This is a genomic window from Flavobacterium phragmitis (genome assembly GCF_900112575.1).
In the GTDB taxonomy this organism is placed as follows: domain Bacteria; phylum Bacteroidota; class Bacteroidia; order Flavobacteriales; family Flavobacteriaceae; genus Flavobacterium; species Flavobacterium phragmitis.
The window spans coordinates 218,419-238,057 of record NZ_FOMH01000004.1 but is presented as its reverse complement, the minus strand read 5'-3'; the positions used below and the strand labels follow the sequence as shown (position 1 = coordinate 238,057).

15 protein-coding genes are annotated in these 19,639 nt (G+C 34.5%); 5 read left to right on the top strand and 10 right to left on the bottom strand.

The features are described 5' to 3' along the window. Positions 1–36: 36 nt before the first annotated feature. Entirely contained in the window at positions 37–906 is an 870-nt protein-coding gene (locus tag BM289_RS09235) for a diacylglycerol/lipid kinase family protein (RefSeq protein ID WP_091492656.1), read from the bottom strand. Between the two features lie 62 nt (positions 907–968). Between BM289_RS09235 and BM289_RS09230 the strand changes: the two genes are divergently transcribed. Beyond that, entirely contained in the window at positions 969–1,931 is a 963-nt protein-coding gene (locus BM289_RS09230) for an App1 family protein (protein WP_091492654.1), read from the top strand. Positions 1,932–2,411: 480 nt separating this feature from the next. On the opposite strand, the gene BM289_RS09225 is transcribed toward BM289_RS09230, so the two are convergent. Continuing rightward, the gene (locus BM289_RS09225) at positions 2,412–4,334 is read right to left on the bottom strand and encodes an ABC-F family ATP-binding cassette domain-containing protein (protein WP_091492653.1); all 1,923 of its coding nucleotides are present in this window, start codon (positions 4,332–4,334) and stop codon (positions 2,412–2,414) included. Positions 4,335–4,400: 66 nt separating this feature from the next. On the opposite strand from BM289_RS09225, the gene BM289_RS09220 reads away from it, so the two are divergent. After that, positions 4,401–4,784 (top strand): DUF983 domain-containing protein, encoded by a 384-nt coding sequence (locus BM289_RS09220; protein ID WP_091492651.1) that lies wholly within the window; start codon positions 4,401–4,403, stop codon positions 4,782–4,784. On the opposite strand, the gene BM289_RS09215 is transcribed toward BM289_RS09220, so the two are convergent. The 8 genes from BM289_RS09215 to topA form a co-directional block, all read right to left on the bottom strand. Next, positions 4,765–5,838: an NAD(P)/FAD-dependent oxidoreductase gene (locus tag BM289_RS09215; protein ID WP_091492650.1), complete on the bottom strand. Its 1,074-nt coding sequence runs from the start codon at positions 5,836–5,838 to the stop codon at positions 4,765–4,767. The genes BM289_RS09220 and BM289_RS09215 overlap by 20 nt on opposite strands. Before the next feature lie 74 nt (positions 5,839–5,912). Then, positions 5,913–6,902 (bottom strand): type IX secretion system ring subunit PorN/GldN, encoded by a 990-nt coding sequence (gene porN / locus BM289_RS09210; RefSeq protein WP_091492865.1) that lies wholly within the window; start codon positions 6,900–6,902, stop codon positions 5,913–5,915. Positions 6,903–7,093: 191 nt separating this feature from the next. Then, a complete protein-coding gene (porN, locus tag BM289_RS09205) occupies positions 7,094–8,083 on the bottom strand; it encodes a type IX secretion system ring subunit PorN/GldN (RefSeq protein ID WP_091492648.1) in 990 nt (329 codons plus the stop codon). A gap of 44 nt (positions 8,084–8,127) precedes the next feature. Continuing rightward, a complete protein-coding gene (gene porM / locus BM289_RS09200; protein WP_091492647.1) occupies positions 8,128–9,672 on the bottom strand; it encodes a type IX secretion system motor protein PorM/GldM in 1,545 nt (514 codons plus the stop codon). Between the two features lie 51 nt (positions 9,673–9,723). Next, positions 9,724–10,371 (bottom strand): type IX secretion system motor protein PorL/GldL, encoded by a 648-nt coding sequence (gene porL / locus BM289_RS09195; protein WP_091492645.1) that lies wholly within the window; start codon positions 10,369–10,371, stop codon positions 9,724–9,726. A gap of 55 nt (positions 10,372–10,426) precedes the next feature. Beyond that, a complete protein-coding gene (gene porK, locus BM289_RS09190) occupies positions 10,427–11,827 on the bottom strand; it encodes a T9SS ring complex lipoprotein PorK/GldK (RefSeq protein ID WP_091492644.1) in 1,401 nt (466 codons plus the stop codon). Positions 11,828–12,089: 262 nt separating this feature from the next. After that, positions 12,090–13,241, bottom strand: coding sequence for a formimidoylglutamase (locus BM289_RS09185; RefSeq protein WP_091492642.1), 1,152 nt, complete (start codon positions 13,239–13,241; stop codon positions 12,090–12,092). 6 nt (positions 13,242–13,247) lie between these two features. After that, on the bottom strand, positions 13,248–15,776 hold the full coding sequence (gene topA, locus BM289_RS09180; RefSeq protein WP_091492641.1) for a type I DNA topoisomerase: 2,529 nt from the start codon (positions 15,774–15,776) through the stop codon (positions 13,248–13,250). 591 nt (positions 15,777–16,367) lie between these two features. Between topA and miaB the strand changes: the two genes are divergently transcribed. From miaB to BM289_RS09165, 3 genes are all read left to right on the top strand, one after another. Then, positions 16,368–17,813 carry a tRNA (N6-isopentenyl adenosine(37)-C2)-methylthiotransferase MiaB gene (miaB, locus tag BM289_RS09175; RefSeq protein WP_091492639.1) on the top strand — a complete coding sequence of 482 codons (1,446 nt, stop codon included), beginning with the start codon at positions 16,368–16,370 and terminating at the stop codon, positions 17,811–17,813. Positions 17,814–17,938: 125 nt separating this feature from the next. Further along, on the top strand, positions 17,939–18,262 hold the full coding sequence (locus BM289_RS09170) for a GxxExxY protein (RefSeq protein WP_143102059.1): 324 nt from the start codon (positions 17,939–17,941) through the stop codon (positions 18,260–18,262). A gap of 62 nt (positions 18,263–18,324) precedes the next feature. Then, the gene (locus tag BM289_RS09165; protein WP_091492637.1) at positions 18,325–19,584 is read left to right on the top strand and encodes a sigma-54 interaction domain-containing protein; all 1,260 of its coding nucleotides are present in this window, start codon (positions 18,325–18,327) and stop codon (positions 19,582–19,584) included. Positions 19,585–19,639 lie beyond the last annotated feature (55 nt).

Sequence of the window (19,639 nt, the reverse complement as noted above, 5' to 3'; positions counted from 1 at the left end):
AAACAAAAATGAAAATGAATATTTATTACAGAAATTTTAAGGCACCGCAATTTTCATCTGTTTATGCAGAATATGAATTTCCAAAGAAGTCTGTGCCCCGCAATATTCTCCGTCAATTTGAAAGTTAACAGGATAATCGGTTTTTATTTCGGCTTTATCTGTTGAAATAATGACGATATCCTCGGAATCAATTGGCATATTGCCCGTAATAATTTTTCCGATTAATAATAAATCCAGACTTTTTAAAATCACCAATTCAAACTTTCCGTCATTCATCGCTCCGTTTGGATTGATGATTACTCCTGTTCCGTATTTCTGCGAATTGGCTATGACAATCATTCTTGCTGTATGTTCCACTGTTTTGTTGTTTGCCGAAATAGTTGCCACAAACGGATCTTCTGATTCTTTTAAAGTCGTGAAAGCCTGCAAAGCATATCCCCAAAAACCACGTACATCACTTTGCTCGTAATTTTTAACCAGATTAGCATTTAATCCCAGATCGCTTAAATGAATGCTTTTTTTGCCGTTGATACAAATCATATCCATTTCGATATAATGACTCAAAAATGCTATTTTGAGGTTTTCTTCAATTCCCTGAGGCAAATTCAAATCAACCGAAAGTCCGTTTGCAGAACCAGCAGGTAAAATCCCGATTATAACATCATATTCTTCCACAGCTTCGGCAACCATTTTAATGGTTCCGTCTCCGCCGGCTACAATAATTCGTTCAGGATTATATTCTTTATATATAGATTGTATTTCTTTTTGGTCATTTTTTCCTGTTGTTTCATACACTTCCAAATCAAAATGATTGGTCGTTGCAAACTCTTCTACAGCTTCTATTAATTCAGATTTATCCAAATCTCCCGATATTGGATTTACGACAAATAGTATATTCTTTTTCAAAATTTTATTTTTAAAACCAATTTAAATTAAGTAAATTACAGTTACCTAAATATACGTAATTAATGAAACCAATTTTACAATTGTATCGCGGTTATGCAAATGAGCAAGAATTAATTGTGATGGGGCACGTTTTAAAAAGAGAGCATAATTACGATTTTCAAAAGAAAAACTTAAAAAATGCCACTTCAATCCTAAAGTTATTCCGAATCAAAACCATCAAAAATTTTGATGTTTATCTTCATTATAATAACGAAATCATTCATACTAAAACCTTAGACGACGGTTATTTCAATTTCTGTATTCCGCTGGAAAAAGAAACCCATTTTGGATGGATGCCATATGAAGTAAGTCTGAAATACGAAAACAAAACTACAATCTGCAAAGGCAGTTTTATACGTCCGCACAAAGGAAAACTCGGAATCATTTCTGATATTGATGATACTTTTTTGATTTCGCACACCAAAAACTTTTTCCGAAAACTTTACATTTTACTTTTTAAGAATGTAAACGATCGTAAAGTTTTCAAAGATGTTGTGGCTCATTACCAAGCCTTAAGTCAAGCAGGAAGAGACAAACCCGAAGAAGAAAATGCTTTTTTCTACATTTCCAGCAGTGAGTGGAATTTATACCGTTTTATTGCAAAATTTACCAAAATCCACAAACTTCCAAAAGCCGTAATTCTCCTGAAAGACATTAGAAGAGGAATTACCGATTTTTTTATGAGCGGCAGAGGAAGCCATGATCATAAATTCCAGAAAATCAAACATGTTGTCGAGTTTTACCCAACCTTAAAATATGTTTTACTGGGAGATGATTCACAGCACGATCCTATTTTATATGAGCGAATCTGCAAAATATTCCCCGTTACCGTAATTGCAGTTTACATCAGGCAAACAGGCAAATCCCCAAAATCTGAAGTCCAAAGGATTCTAAAGAACTTAGAAAACCTGAATGTTTCCGTCTGCTATTTTAAAGAAAGCAGCAAAGCAATAGAACACTCAAAATCCATTGGAATTATTAGGTAGTTTTTAAAAATCATTTGGGCGAGACACCATTAGAAAAAGTGGGCTATCCTACTTTGTCTTTATTCGCCCACTTTCCCTAATACTGTCGGGCTGTCCGTGCTACTTCGGTAGCCTACTCCCATCCCTCTCGCAACCAATCTTTGTCGAGCTACTTGCGGAGATTCTTCCTTCGTCAGGATTGATGACGACATACTGTGAAGAAAAATTAAACCCTAAAAAAGAACTTAAAACTCTTTTAGCCCAGATTGAAGCGGAAAGCCCGGAATAAAAAAAGCAAAAGTTTCTTGTTCTAAAAAAGCGACCAACGGAAGCTCTTTTTAGAACATTAGAATCTTTGCTTTTTTATGAGGACTTGAAGCGGAAAGCTGGATCAGCTCCTGAAAAACTAAAAAACCTTTGCCAACATTCAAATTGTGACAAAGGTTTTTACGTATATTATATAACTAAAAACTGCGACTGCGACTGAAAACTTAAAAAAACTTAACCATTAAAACTATCAATCTCTTCTGAAACAACTTCCCAGTCGATTAATAATTGTTCTAAATCTTGTTTCTTTTTATTGTAAGCCGTAAAAAAAGAGGCATCTTCGATATGTTTGTCGTAATTAGTTTCCAGCATTTTATCGTCGTGCTGAATTTGTTTTTCTAACTGCTGGATCTGGCTTTCGATTTTACTTAATCGGTTTTGAAGCGCTTTTCCTTTCTTCTGATCTTCGTATGATAATTTGCTTGCTTCTTTTTCTTTTGCAGTTGGCGCAGTTTTCACCACGTCTTTTTTCTCTACTTCACGCATATTTTCCATATTACGCTGTTCCAGGAAAAAGTTGATATCACCTAAATATTCTCTGATTTTTTGATCTTTGAATTCATAAACGATATTCGACATTCCCTGAAGGAAATCCCTGTCGTGAGAAACCAGTAACAAAGTTCCGCCAAACTTTTGAAGAGCAGCTTTTAAAACATTCTTAGATTTAATATCTAAGTGGTTCGTTGGCTCATCCATCAGCAATACATTGATTGGCTGTAATAACAATTTACAAAGTGCCAAACGGTTACGCTCCCCTCCGGAAAGTACTTTTACTTTTTTCTCCACATCGTCTCCACGGAATAAAAAGGCTCCCAGCATATCACGCACTTTCATACGATTAGTATCGGTTGCAGCGTCTTCCATTGTTTGAAGAAGTGTAATTTCTCCATCCAAATGTTCCGCCTGATTTTGGGCAAAATATCCTAATTGTACATTATGACCTAATTTGATATTTCCTTGGTATTCGAATTCGTTTACCAAAGCTTTGATAAAAGTAGATTTCCCTTGTCCGTTCTGACCCACAAAAGCAATTTTACTGCCTCGCTCCACCAATAAACTAATATCTTTCAGAATCGTTTTATCGCCGTAGGCTTTTGTTACATTTTCAGCTTCAATAACTACCTTTCCTGGTTCTTTTGAAACAGGGAAAGAAATATTCATTACCGAATTGTCATCTTCATCAACTTCGATTCTTTCAACTTTATCTAGTTTTTTAATCAACGACTGCGCCATGGAAGCTTTAGAAGCTTTGGCACGGAATTTCTCGATTAATTTTTCTGTTTCTTCAATCTTTTTCTGCTGATTCTTTTGAGTCGCCAATTGTTTTTCACGAATTTCATGACGCAATTCTAAATACTGAGAATAGGGTTTATTAAAGTCGTACGCTTTTCCTAAAGAAATTTCGATGGTTCTATTGGTAACATTATCCAAAAACATTTTATCGTGCGATACAATCACAACTACTCCAGGATAATTACGAAGGAAATTTTCTAACCAAATAATACTTTCAATATCCAAGTGGTTGGTTGGCTCATCCAGAAGCAATACATCATTAGATTGCAGTAATAATTTTGCCAATTCGATACGCATTCTCCATCCACCAGAAAAAGTTTCAGTTTGGTTATTAAAGACTTCTCTTTTAAAACCTAAACCTAAAAGAATTTTTTCTGTATCTCCAACATAGTTATAACCGCCCAAAAGTTCAAAACGATGCGTATAATCGGAAAGATCCTCTATGATTTTTGCATATTCTTCACTTTCATAATCGGTTCTGGTAACCAATTGATGGTTGATTTCTTCCAGCTTCTTTTCTACAACTTTGATTTCAGTAAAAGCTTCATAAGCTTCTTCTAGTACAGTTCTTCCTTGTTCAAAATCAATATCCTGACGCAAGAAACCCATCTTGATATCTTTCTCTTGAGAAATAACTCCAGAATCTGGTTTAAAATCTCCTGCTAACATTTTTAGCATGGTAGATTTACCTGCTCCGTTTTTACCAACAAGACCTACTCGGTCTCCAGCTCCTAAACGGAAAGTTACTTCTTCAAATAAATAGGTTCCTCCAAAAGAAACGGAAAGATTGTGTATATTAAGCATAATTTATAACTATTGTTATCAGCAGTAAAGGTTGAAAAATCGTACCTTTGTTTAAATTTTTTGCAAATGTTAAAAAAAGGATCGAAACTAAATAGTATTTTAACAGGAAGTTGTCCAAAATGCCAAAATGAAAGCATGTATGAGGACAAAAACCCGCTTCATTTGAGTAAAGTTCTAAAAATGAATGAAAACTGCAGCCATTGCGGATTCAAATATCAAATCGAACCATCGTTCTTTTACGGCGCAATGTATGTCAGCTACGGATTGAATGTTGCTGTTGGAATTGCTGCCTTTATTGTCTCTTTTGTCTTTTTTGGAGCTTCTATAGAACAAGCTTTTATCGCCATTATTGTGACTTTAGTGGTTCTATTCCCTTTTGTGCTTCGACTATCCAGAAACTTATACATTAATATGTTTGTTTCTTATGATGCTAAGGCCGGTCGGGAGTAAGAGATTTTAAATATCTTTTATGGAATCGTTTAATATCGGCTTCGCGGTCTATAGGTGTTCCGTTTTCGATATGTTCGTATAACATTTTTGCTAATGCAGGTCCAAGCATTACGCCGCGTGTTCCTAATCCGTTAAGGACATGAATAGCGCTGTATGCTTCATGAGTTCCTATTAAAGGTCTTCTATCTGCAACTGTCGGTCTGACACCAGCAAAATGTTTTACGATTTCAAAATCGCAGGTAATAATTTCTTTAATTCGATCGATAAGTTCCTGTTTTCCTTCTTCCGTTGGAAGATCGGTTTTATCATGCCAATTGTAAGTTGCGCCCACTTTATACAAATTACCGCCTACCGGCAAAATAAAGACGCTTGTATTCACAATTAAATCTAATTTTAAATCAGGAGCTTTTATTAAAAACAACTCCCCTTTTGTACCATCCAAAGGAAGATAGTTAAAATAAGGATTTTTAAGCATCCCAAAACCTTCCGCAAATATGATATTACGGGCTTTAATATTTTTATACTGAATTCCAGATTCAAGAATTTCAAGGAAAGAACTATGGAAAGATTCTTCGAGAAGCAAATTATTATCTTTTAAATAGGTTTTATAACTTTCTAACAACTGTCCAGTTTTCACGTAACCAGTATGCAGTACTTCTCCATAATTATGTGGAGAATCTATACCTTGATACTTTTTAGTAATTAGTTTGGTTGATAAAAAAGGAGCCAGATTTATTTTATCTGAAGCTGCAAACCAATTATTCTGTTCTTCAATTGAAAAGAACTTTCGAAGAATCGGCATTTTATAATTGAATTTTTCCTGTAGTTTATCTTCAACTTGTTCATAGAATTCATTCATTAGAACTAAATGCTCTTTGGCATTCCAAACTTCGCTGAAACGCTTCAAAATAACTGGATTATACAAACCTCCCGCAATTCTAGAAGAATTTTGTGATTTGTCATCTATAACCAAAATAGATTTATTGTTTTTGAGAGCAACCTCGGCGAAAGAAATTCCAGCCAATCCAGATCCGACGATTAAATAATCAAGCATTTGCAGTAAAAATAAAATAAAAAAACTCTTCCTACAAAGGTAGCAAGAGTTTCTCTTATAATTTAATTCAGGACTTAGTAATTCCACATATCTTCTTCAAAATTTCGGATCTTCTCTTTTACACGTTCTGATTCCAACAATTGACTTTGAGCATTATCTCTAATGTAATCTTTGATTTCTCTGTCTCCGTATACATTTTCCTCTTTATAAATAATAGCATTAAACCTTCTTGAATCTAAAATCTGATCAAAAGAGATTGGAAGCGCCGAATTGTATTCATTAAAAGCCTTGGCTTCATGGAGCACATCACGTGCATTGGGAAAGAAAACCCAGAACAACTCGATATAATCTTTTTCATCGCTGTTCATGGTGTAAACATCTGGAGTAACTGGGCAGATTCCGAGTAAACGATATTTCAATTCGCTTTGGCGTTTATCAAAATACCAAAATCCTTTAATCTTATATTGACTCACATCTGCAGCAGTAAGATCCTGTTTCAAAATATACTCCGCAGGAACGGTTCTAGTTGGCCCGACCGTTTCTTCAACATAAGAGACACTTTTGTTTTTTCCTTTACCCGTAACTACCTTTTTCTTGACCACACGAGTCTTATAGTCGTCTGGATATTGATTAATTAATTCACGACCTGCATCCGTTGTATCAACTCGAGAAAGCGAACCTTCAATATCTTTTAAAGATTTTTTGGTATTAAAATAACTATCAGTATATACTTCAGTTATTTTTCCTGTTCTAATTCCTTTAGTTAAAACATCGTAAAGAGAACGCCTGTCTTTTCCAATATTTACACTATCAACAGGAAAGTACAATGGAAAATTTATTCTTTGGTTTAAATCTATAATCTCCCAAACCATTTTACCCATCAAAATATCCCGATCATCAACATAACCATAAGCCAATGGTTTATCATTATCAGATATCATCTGTGCGGGTGTCTTAATTCCAATCTGATCAGCAGTTTTGGCATTAAGTAAATTCGATTGTGCATGAACATTTAAAGTTCCAAGAACAGCAACAACAGCAATTAAAAAATTTCTCATTTTCAGCATCATAACAATTATTAGACATTAAACGAAATTTTATTAAATATATTGTTATTTTTCCTACATAAAAATTAACTTAAAATTCTATAGTATCTACTCTCTTTTTTAAAAAAGAAACATTTAAATTATTTACATAAAAAAAACTCTTACTACAAAGGTAGTAAGAGTTTTTTAAATATTTGATTATGCACTATTTAGTAGTTCCACATATCTTGTTCGAAGTTGCGAATTTTTTCTTTCACTCTTTCAGATTCTAACAACTGGTTTTGAGCGTTGTCTTTCATGTAATCACTAATTGCTCTATCTCCATAAAGGTTTTCTTCTTTATAGATTACAGCATTAAATCTTCTTGAATTCAAAATCTGATCGAATGAAATTGGAAGAGCTGAATTGTTGTCGTTGAAAGCTTTTGCTTCATGAAGCGCTTCTCTGGCATTTGGGAAGAATACCCAAAACAATTCAATGTAATCCTTTTCATCACTATTCATTGTATAAACGTCTGGAGTTACTGGACAAATACCAAGTAAACGATATTTCAATTCACTTTGACGTTTGTCAAAATACCAGTATCCTTTAATTTTATACTGAGTAACATCTGCAGCAGTAAGGTCTTGTTTTAAGATATATTCAGCAGGAACTGTTCTTGTTGGTCCAACCGTTTCTTCAACATAAGATACACTTTTGTTTTTTCCTTTACCTGTAACTACTTTTTTCTTCACAACGCGAGATTTGTAATCATCTGGGTATTGGTTAATCAACTCTCTACCAGCATCTGTTGTATCAATACGAGATAATGATCCTTCGATGTCTTTCATAGATTTTTTAGTATTAAAATAACTATCTGTATAAACTTCAGTTACTTTTCCACTTTTAATAGCTTTAGTAAGAACGTCATATAAAGAACGTCTGTTAGAACCAATATTAGCTGTATCTACCGGAAAATACAATGGAAAGTTGATTTTTTCATTTAAGTCAATAATCTCCCATGTCGTTTTTCCCATCAAGATATCTCTATCATCTACATAACCATAAGCCAAAGGCTTATCATTATCAGATATTAGTTGAGCAGGAGTTTTAAGTCCAATCTGATCAGGTGTTTTTGCGTTAAGCAAATTAGATTGCGCATTAGAAGCAAAACCTCCAGCGATAGAAACAATAGCTATTAAAAAATTTCTTACTTTCATCATGATATCATTATAAGATATTGAACGTAGCTTACACTACTTTATTATTGTATTTCGTAGATTACCGGAGCAGTTCTTGGCAATAAATAACTACCAGCACCAACCAGTTTAGTTTTAATTTCAGAAATAGTAACTTGGTCTCCTTTACCTGCTCTTGAAAGTACTTGTTTACATTGTGCATTCATTTTGTTTCCTGTTACAACCACTGTAGGCTGTCCAGCAATTTTCATATTGAATCCAACAACATCCAAACCAACTTCAAAATCGAAATCAAGTAATTTAGCTCCAATAGTAGCAATCTCTAAGTTAGATTTAGGACCTTTAACAACTCCCATCTCACCTCTAATTGTTCCTGTTGGACCAGGAATACCTTTAATTCTGAATGTTTTCTTATCTGTTACTTTATCACCGTTTGGTAATGTACCAGTTACAGAGATCGTAGCTTCAGTACCTTGACCTGGGCTCATGTTATATTTTCCTGGTTTTCCTGCAGAAGACAATCCTGGAGCACTAGCAACAACTTTATTATCCGCAACACCAGCAAAAGATACAGAGATAGGGTTAACAACACCTCTATAAACTACATTCATTTTATCTGCAGAAATTGTAGCAGAGTTTGGCCTTGGAACTACTACATAAGTACCTTTAAATGGCAAATTAATCTTTTTACCATCTTCAACGAAGTTAAATTGACCTCCAATGTTTTGCTCACCAACATTTCCAGCAGTTAAGTTAATTCTTGCTTGTCCAGTAGCAGCATCTAATACTGCTCCCGTTACACTCTCTGGTTTAGTATTTTCGTCATAACGACCTAAAACCACTTTACCTGTAACTTTTTCACCTTGGAAATAAGCATTTTTGTCTAAAACAACAATTGCTTGGTAGTTGCTGTAAGAAGCAGCCGCAACTGCAGCTTTTCCTAAAGCACTGTTGTAAACGTCAGCTTCTGTTTTCTGAACGTCATTCTGCCAAGCTGAAAGTTTAGCCGCAGATGCGATTGCAGGGAAGCCTTTAAAATGATAAGCTAAGTATTTTTCTTTTATACCGTCTTTGTTTTTTACATCAGAAAGATCAAATTTTTTCTCAACCTCAGAAATGATTGCTGCATATTTTTTATCTGTTCCTAAAGCCGCTTTGATATCAGCTTTGTATTTTTCGATTTTAGCAATAATTTCGTTACCTTTTTTAGTGTAACCGTCTCCTGTAAACCAGTCGTCGATGTTATCACCTTTGTCCATAGACTCGTAAGGCATTTTTCCAGTTGCTTTATCAACTTCAAAGCCTTGTACAGCCTGAGTTTTTAAAGTACCTATATAAGCGTAAAAATCTTTAGAAATTGCCTCAACTTTATGAGCAGTTTGAGCTGCAATAGCAAACTCTCCTTTTGCTTCAGCTGCTTTTTGATCTAATGCTGTTAATAAAGAGGCGTTGTTTGTGATTGATGTTGTATTAGAAGCTTCAAATTTCTCGTTAAATAAACCGAAACCTGAAATAACTTCTTTTGATACGTTCATTGCCAACATTGCGATGAAAACCAGATACATCAGGTTGATCATCTTCTGTCTAGGGGTTAATTTTCCTCCTGCCATTTTTTCTAATTAGTTCTTTTATTAATAAATTTAATATTAGTTAAAAACTAATTATCCTTTGTTACTCATTGCAGAAAGCATACCACCGTAAACACTGTTTAAAGAAGCAATGTTTGCAGTCATAGAAGCCATTTGCTCTTTTAATTTAGAAGCATTTTCAGCGATTTCTTTGTTAGCTTCAGCGTTTCTAGAAGCGCTTTCTAACTGTACTTTATATAAACCATTTAATGATTCCATTTGAGAAGCAGCTAAAGCTAATTCATCAGAATATTTCTTTTGACCTGCAATTGAATCTACAGTTGGAGCAATTCCTTTAGCAGCAGATTCGAAGTTTTTGATGCTATTTCCTAAACTTGACATTAATTCACCGTCAATTTTAGCTTCTTTTAATAATGTATCTAATTTTTGAGATAGTAATCCTTGAGCGTCTGTTGGAGTTTCAACTTTATCAGCTTTTTTTCTAGCTTGTCCATTTGCTAATTCAGGGTAAACAAGAGTCCAATCTAACTCGTCTTCAACAGGTTCGAAAGCAGAAAGCGCAAAAATCAACGCTTCAGTCAACAATCCCACTGAAAGCATAACTGTTCCTGTTAATGGTCCAATCTCAAAGTGAGTAATTTTGAATAAAGCTCCAACGATTACCACTGCCGCTCCCATACCATAAGCGAAATTCATTGCTTTTTTACTTAATAATGCCATAATACTTTTTTTTTAGGTTTAAAATAGATTTGTTGGATATTGATAAAATTATAAATTACTTTCTTTTACTTCCGTTACCAGTTGACTGAGTCCCCATGTAATCTTGTACAGTTCTGAATCCGATATAACTTCTAGCTGAATCAGCATATTCGTGGTCACGAGTACTTACTTGTAGGAAATAAGCAACGTCTTTCCAAGAACCTCCACGAACCACTTTTCTTTGATTTTTACCATCAATTACGTTTGGATTCATTGTAGAAACATATTCGTAAGCGTTTGGATTGTAAGCAGAGTCAGTCCATTCTGAAACGTTACCTGCCATGTTGTATAATCCATAACCGTTAACTTCGTATGATTTAGCTTCTACAGTATATAAAGCTTCGTCAGCAGCATAATCTCCTCTACTTGGTTTGAAGTTTGCTAAGAAACAACCTCTGTCACTTTTAGTATAAGGACCTCCCCAAGGGTAAGTTGCAGACTCCAGACCTCCTCTAGCAGCATATTCCCATTCTGCTTCAGTTGGCAATCTGAAAGAGTTAACCAAGTCACGACCTTTTTTCTTAGATTTGATATAACTATTTTTGTATAAAGTTCTCCAAGCACAGAATGCTTTAGCTTGTTTCCAAGTAACACCCACTACAGGATAATCCCCATAAGCTTTGTGCCAGAAATAATCGTTATGCATTGGTTCGTTGTATGAATAAGCGAAATCTTTAATCCAAACAGCTGTATCAGGATAAACGTTTACCTGTTCTGTTTTTACGAAATCACTTCTTTTTCCAACTTTAGCTTTTGCAGCAGCTTGAATATCCATCCAAGAATAACGGAATTTCAATTTATTTACGTCAATTGTTCTTAAACCATTATATGATTCTTCAATTGGCAAATACATAGAATCCATTACTTCAGTATAATACTCGTCTGGATATGCTTTTGTATCTTTAATTAATTTAACTTTTCTGTTTAATTTTCTTCCAGCATACGGATCGTCTTTTGTACCTACACTATAGTAGTTATCGTACATATACTTATCATAAGCTGTCATTTTTTCTGGATCAGAATCATTAAATGCGTAGTCAGCAATACTTCCGCCTTTTTTTCCTTTACCATCAGTAGCTTTTTGTCCTGTTTCATCAGCTAAAATCGCTAAACGAACTCTCATTGTAGAATCTTTTACCCACTCTACAAACTGACGATACTCACTGTTAGTAATTTCAGTTTCATCCATGTAAAACGAACGAACAGTTACCGTTTTAGTCGGAGCGTCTTCTACGTTAGCTAAATCAGCATCTGATTTACCCATAATAAAAGATCCACCCGGAACTAATGTCATTCCATAAGGCTTCTCGGGATGCCATTTCCCTCCTGTAACACCAACTAATTCACCTTTGTCACCTGACTTACCACAGCCGATTACCAGTGTTAACATTGCTGCAAATGCAATAAACTTCTTCATATAAATTTGGGATTATCTATTCATTATTAAAAGTCCGTAAACGTATTTATTATTTATCTAAAAAACAATACTACTTGCGAATTTATTTTACCGTTCAAAAATAATGTTAAATAAAATAAAAAAAAAATATTTTATCGATAAACTGTGACAAAAAATCGATGTAAAACGTTAATTTTTATGCTATATAATTATTTTCCTACTAATTAAATTTAACTTTTTCCTATCGTTTTCAAAAACCTAAGATTTACCTTAAGTTTTAATCTTATAAAGCATTTTTTCGCTGTGCTTTCCACCATCTTTCTGGCAGTTCTTGGTTGCAAGCAGCCAAATATTCTTCATAAGAACAGGGTAATAACGTATTTCTTTTCAACTTATTGTGACCGTTTGACTGAAATGGAATTTCAATCCACCAACGATCCGTTTTATCACTCTTATAAAAAATCAATTCCTCCTCTTCTAAAGGAACAATATATTTCAAATAATTAGCACGGCTTCCAAAAGGATACTCTTTGGAACGATAATGATAACCTTCAATAAAATACCAGACAATCTGAGCAATAATTACCGCTTCAGCCATTGTACTGTTATGATTAAACACCCCAAATGCCGAAACTTTATCACTGATTCCCGCATATCTTGACAAAGCACAGATTTCTTTGCCATTGAATCCGTTAGGCTCAAAAGTCACATTGTTTCCTGAAGCTGAAGATTTTACAGAATTCAAATCAAAACTAACTAAATCTGCATCTCTAAAAACTGGCTCCGCTAAAGTAATTTTATTTGAAATTTCACCTAAACGATAAGCATCAAAGAATAATTTTTCGATTAGATCAATTTCTTCCTGTGAATTATAATAGGTTTGATACCCAATATTACAGTAATTAAACAAGTTATTAGGCTCATCTATAATGATTTTTGTCAAATAAGAATTGGCTGAAACTGATTCATTTTCTTTTCCAAAATCAAATTTATTATCTACAGCTACCAGATTAACCATCTGCTCCAGATCATCGTAAGCACGATATAAGGCATAGGTCAAATCCTGAGAACCTCCTAGGACTATAGGAATAACTTTTTTCTTGATTAAAGAAGCTACAACCTTTTTTACCGCAAAATAGGTATCTTCTATAGAATCACCTGCAAGTATATCACCTAAGTCTGCAATTGAAGCATCCCAGTTGCCTGGAAACATACTATACAGCTTTTTACGAACTGCTGAAAGATTAACTTCGTTAACCATATTGATATTTGTACGATCTTCTAAAACACCAATTACGGCAATATTAATCTGATCAATATCAGGAAACTGATCTTGGGTATGAAAAACAACTTTACTTCCAAGTTCTTGTGAAGACAGTGCGCTGACGAATTTTATAATTGCATCATTAACTGGTTCTAGAAAATCAAATTCCATCTATACTTATTTCTTTTTAGCAGCTGTTTTTTTAGCTGGAGCTTTTTTAGCCGTTGTTGTTTTAGCTGCAGTTTTCTTTGCAGGCGTTTTTTTTGCTGGGATTTTAGCCGCAATCATTTCTTGAACTTCTGTCAATGTTAATTTTGAAGCATCAACATCTTTACTCAATTCAATTTTGACTTTACCTTTCAGAATCACAGAACGTCCCCAACGGGCTTTTTCAACTACAATTCCTTCTTCTTCCCAGTTATGGATAACCTTATCGATGTTTTTCTGAAGTTTATCTTCAATCAGTTCTTCAACATCTGCTTGCGATAAATTGTCGAAATTGTATTTTTTGCTCACATTCACAAAAAGTCCGTTCCATTTAATGAATGGTCCAAAACGCCCCACTCCTTTTTGAACAGCTTCTCCTTTATAAACAGCAATCGGAGCATCAGCAAGTGCTTTTTCGTCAATTAATTCCTGAGCTCTTTCTTTAGAAACATTCAAAGGATCTTCTCCTCTCGGCAACGAGATAAAAACACTTCCGTGACGAACATAAGGACCGTAACGACCGTTATTTACTTCTACTTCTTCTCCTTTATATTCTCCTAAACTTTTTGGAAGCAAAAATAAATTTAAAGCTTCTTCCAAGGTAATGTTTCCTATATTTTGGTCTGCCATTAAGCTGGCAAATTTTTTATCTTCATCATCAGCTTCTCCAATTTGAGCCATTGGTCCAAATTTTCCTAAACGAACCGAAACCTGTCTTCCGTCGGCATCTTTTCCTAAGATTCTTTCACCGCTTTCACGTTCCGCATTTGCCTCAACTTCTTTTACATTTGGATGAAACTGATTATAGAAATCCTGCATCATTTTTGCCCAGTCAATATTTCCTTCGGCAATTTCGTCAAAATCCTGCTCTACTTTTGCAGTGAAATTGTAATCTAAAATGTTACCGAAATTCTTCACCAAGAAATCAGTTACAATAGTTCCGATATCTGTTGGAACCAATTTTCCTTTATCAGAACCTGTATTTTCTTTCAGAACTTTCTCCCCTACTTTATTATTTTGCAAAGTAAGCTGTGTGTAATTACGCTCTACACCTTCAAGTGTTCCTTTTTCAACATAATTTCTATTGATAATTGTAGAAATAGTTGGCGCATAAGTCGAAGGACGACCAATTCCAAGTTCTTCAAGTTTTTTAACTAAAGACGCCTCAGTGTAACGTGCAGGCGGTCTTGAATATCGTTCTGTGGCTGTAATATAGTTATTAGCCAGTTTTTCGTTTACTTTTAAAGCTGGAAGCATTCCTTCTTGCTCTTCCTCATCATCATCATGACCTTCTAAGTACACTTTTAAGAAACCTTCAAAAAGCAATACTTCTCCAGAAGCTGTAAAAACTTCATCATGATTATCTGCTTCAATTTTTACGTTTGTTCTTTCCAACTGTGCATCGCTCATTTGTGAAGCTAAAGTTCTTTTCCAGATCAAATCGTATAAACGAGCTTGGTCACGATCGATATTTACTGTATGACGAGACATATCTGTTGGACGAATTGCTTCGTGCGCTTCTTGAGCTCCTTTGTTTTTATTAGCAAAAACTCTCGGTTTAGAAAATTCTTTTCCGTAAGATTTAATGATTTCTGCCTGTGCAGCATCCATTGCTTCTTTAGAAAGATTCACAGAATCGGTTCTCATATAAGTAATAAGTCCCGCTTCGTAAAGACGCTGTGCCAACTGCATTGTGATTCCAACTGGCAAATACAATTTTCTCGCAGCTTCCTGTTGAAGTGTCGAAGTTGTAAAAGGTGCTGTTGGAGATTTTTTGGTAGGTTTAGTTTCTAAATCGGCTACCTTATATTTAGAACCGATATTTTGATTTAAGAAATCTTCGGCTTCTTTTTTAGTATTAAAGTTTTTTGGCAGTTTTGCTTTGAAAGCTTTTCCAGCTTCGTTTACAAATTCCGCAACAATAGAATACGTTGCAACTGCATTAAAGCTTTGTATTTCGCGTTCTCTCTCCACAATTAAACGTACAGAAACAGATTGTACACGACCAGCAGAAAGTCCCCCTTTGATTTTTCTCCATAAAACAGGAGACAATTCGTAACCTACTAAACGATCCAGAACACGACGTGCCTGTTGCGCATTTACTAAGTTATAATCAATTTCTCTTGGATTATCGATTGCTTTAAGAATCGCAGATTTTGTAATCTCATGAAAAACAATACGTTTAGTCTTTTTTGTATCCAGCTTTAGTTCTTCCGCCAAGTGCCATGAAATAGCCTCTCCCTCGCGGTCCTCATCGGATGCCAACCAAACCGTTTCGGCATTCTTAGAAAGTGTTTTCAGTTTAGTAACCAGGGCTTTTTTATCTGGGGAAACTTCATATTTAGGTTTAAAACCATTTTCTACATCTACACCTATTTCCTTCGATGGTAAGTCGGCTATGTGACCATAACTTGACTCCACCTGAAAATCGTTACCGAGGAATTTCTCGATTGTTTTCGCCTTTGCAGGTGACTCCACTATTACTAAATTCTTTGCCATTGCTCTATTTTTCTGCAACAAAAGTATTTATTTTTTTTAAATATTAACCTTACGAATGCATTTTTGAAGTATTTTGATATTATGAAACTTAAAATTGCAGATTTATCTGTAATAATCTCTATAATATATATAGGTATAACTTTTAGTGATTTTTAGCCAAGAAATCCCTTTTAATTTTAAATTTCAGAGCTAAAACTTTAAATTGTAAAAAAACATTTCTTAAAGTCTAGATTCAATTTACTCTAATTAAGTTTTCTTATGAAATCGAATTTCCTAGCCCAGATTGTAGCGGAAAGCCCGGAGTAAAAAAAAGCAAAAGTTTCTTGTTTTAAAAAAGCGACCAACGGAAGCTCTTTTTATAACATTAGAAACTTTGCTTTTTTTATGAGGACTTGGAGTGGAAAGCTGGAAATAGCTCCTGATAATTCTAAATTGCGAATTGTTAATTATGAATTTCTCTTTATATTTTTTCCTCACTAAAGTCTGCAAATGAATGCTCTATTAATAATTCTCAAAACATTGTTAATTCTTTATCTGACATCTTGTCATATTCGTTTCAATTACCCTATCTTTGCACTTTGAATTTTTACAATGGAAAAGATTATTGAAGAAAGCAAACAAGGCGAAAGTCTTGTTTTGGAAAATAAACCTGAGAATACTAAAAAACTTTTTATAGAAAGTTACGGCTGTGCGATGAATTTTTCGGACAGTGAAGTCGTAGCTTCCATTTTGTCTGACGGCGGATATAACACAACTTCAGTTCTTGAAGAAGCCGATTTGGTTTTGGTGAACACCTGTTCTATTCGTGACAAAGCTGAACAGACTATTCGTAAACGTTTGGAAAAATATAATGCTGTAAAACGTACCAATCCGAAAATGAAAGTGGGCGTTTTGGGCTGTATGGCGGAACGTTTGAAAAGTCAGTTTTTGGAAGAAGAAAAAATAGTTGATCTTGTTGTTGGTCCTGATGCTTACAAAGATCTTCCAAATTTATTGGCAGAAGTTGAAGAAGGACGCGACGCCATTAATGTAATCTTATCAAAAGAAGAAACTTACGGAGATATTTCGCCAGTTCGATTAATGAGCAACGGAATCACAGCTTTGGTTTCGATTACTCGCGGTTGCGATAATATGTGTACTTTCTGCGTTGTCCCTTTTACACGCGGTCGTGAACGTAGCCGTGAACCACAGAGTATTATGAACGAAATTCAGGATTTGTGGAATAATGGTTATAAAGAAGTAACTCTTTTAGGACAAAACGTTGACAGTTATCTTTGGTACGGTGGCGGATTGAAAAAAGATTTTGTAAACGCTTCTGAAATGCAAAAAGCAACTGCAGTAGATTTCGATCAATTGCTTGAAATGGTTGCTGTTGGTTTTCCTAAAATGCGTATTCGATTTTCTACTTCAAATCCGCAGGATATGCATGAGAGCATTTTGCATGTTATTGCGAAATATCCAAATATCTGTAAACATATTCACTTGCCTGTTCAGTCTGGAAGCAACAGAATTCTAAAAGAAATGAATCGTTTGCACTCTCGTGAAGAATATATGGCTTTGATTGATAAGATTAGAGCGATTGTTCCCGATGCTTCGATTTCGCAGGATATGATTGCCGGTTTCCCAACTGAAACTGAAGAAGACCATCAAGATACTTTGAGTTTAATGGAATATGTAAAATATAATTTCGGCTATATGTATTCGTATTCTGAGCGTCCTGGAACTTTGGCCGGAAGAAAAATGAAAGATGATGTTGAGGAAGAGACCAAAGCCAGAAGATTACAAGAAATTGTCGATTTACAGCAAAAACACGCTTGGTTTAGAAGCGAAGAATTTGTTGGAAAAACAGTTGAAGTTTTAGTAGAAAAAGTTTCTAAGAAATCTAAAGACGAATTTTCAGGAAGAAATTCTCAAAGCATTACAGTAGTTTTCCCAAAAGAAAATTACAAAATTGGAGATTTCGTAAATGTAAAAATCACAAGCTGTACTTCTGGAACTTTGAAAGGTGAAGCTGTAGGACTTAGTAGCATGAATTAATTTTTTTTGCCACGAATTCCACAAATTTCCACGAATTTTCTTTCAAAAATTTCTATAGATTTGTTTTAAAAAACAAATATGGAATTATACAGAAAAGAAGAGTGCTATAAATTGTTGGAATTTGCATGGAAGTTCACAGGATATTGGGTGGCGGACTTTTGGAAATTGTTTATAAAGATGCCCTCGAATATGAATTTAGAAAGCACAACATTCCGTTTGAACGTGAAAAGGAATATAATATTCAATACAAAGACATTGTTCTAGCACATAAATTCTATGCTGATTTTGTTGTCTACGATGAAATTATTTTAGAAATCAAAGCGTCAAAAGACATCATTGATGAATATACTGCTCAAACAATCAATTATTTAAAACTGGCAGATAGTGATTTAGGAATTATTGTTAACTTTAGTAAAAAGTCATTACAACATAAAAGAGTTATTCATTAGCCCAATTTCGAAAAAAATTTGTGGAAATTTGTGGAATTCGTGGCAAAAGAAAAAAAATATAAATGGAAACAGTTCAAGCAATAAAACAGCGATTTGAGATTATTGGTAATGATCCAAAATTAAATCGTGCTATCGAAAAAGCCATTCAGGTTGCTCCAACTGATATTTCGGTTATGGTAACTGGGGAAAGTGGTGTTGGTAAAGAAAATATTCCAAGAATTATACATTCGCTTTCGCACAGAAAGCATGGTAAATATATTGCTGTAAACTGCGGTGCAATTCCGGAAGGAACTATTGATAGTGAACTTTTCGGACACGAAAAAGGTGCTTTTACAGGTGCAACAAGCACTCGTGAAGGTTATTTTGAAGTAGCTGACGGCGGTACTATCTTTTTGGACGAAGTTGGTGAATTACCATTAACAACTCAGGTGAGATTATTACGTGTTCTAGAAAATGGCGAATTTATAAAAGTAGGATCTTCACAAGTTCAAAAAACAAATGTTCGTATTGTTGCGGCAACAAACGTGAACCTGTTTAATGCTATCGAAAAAGGTAAATTCCGTGAGGATTTGTACTATCGTCTAAGCACGGTCGAAATCACTTTACCTCCTTTAAGGGAGCGAAATGATGACATCCATTTGTTATTTAGAAAATTTGTAGCCGATTTTGCACATAAATATAAAATGCCTCCTTTACGTCTGGACGATGATGCTATACAATTATTACAGAAATTCAGATGGAGCGGAAACATCCGTCAGCTTCGAAATGTAGCGGAACAAATTTCTGTTTTAGAAACCAATCGAGATATTAGTCTGGCAACTCTACAATCTTACCTGCCAGCCGAAGGAAGCAATCTGCCTTCTGTTATTAACGACAGTAAAAAAGAAAGCGATTTTAGCACAGAAAGAGACATCTTGTACAAAGTCCTTTTTGATATGAAAAGCGACTTGAATGATTTGAAGAAGCTGACTTTAGAATTAATGAAAAACGGCACTTCTAAAGTACAGGATATCAATCCGAATTTAATTCAGAAAATATACGGAAATCAGGAAACTGACAGCGAAATTGATTTTGAAGAAGAACCAAGAACTGCAGTAATGACAACACCAGCCGTTCGTGAAGACAGCTACCAAATACAAGATGACAACTATTTGTTTGCCGAAACTATAGAGGAAGAAGAAGTTTTACGTTTGGAACAAAAAGAAATCGAAATGATCAAAAAATCATTAGAAAAAAACAAAGGAAAACGAAAAGCGGCAGCAGACGAATTAGGTATTTCTGAAAGAACGTTATATCGCAAAATCAAACAATTCGATCTATAATAAACCTCAATGCTAAAATTCCAAATACCAAATGACTATATTTGGCGAAATTTGG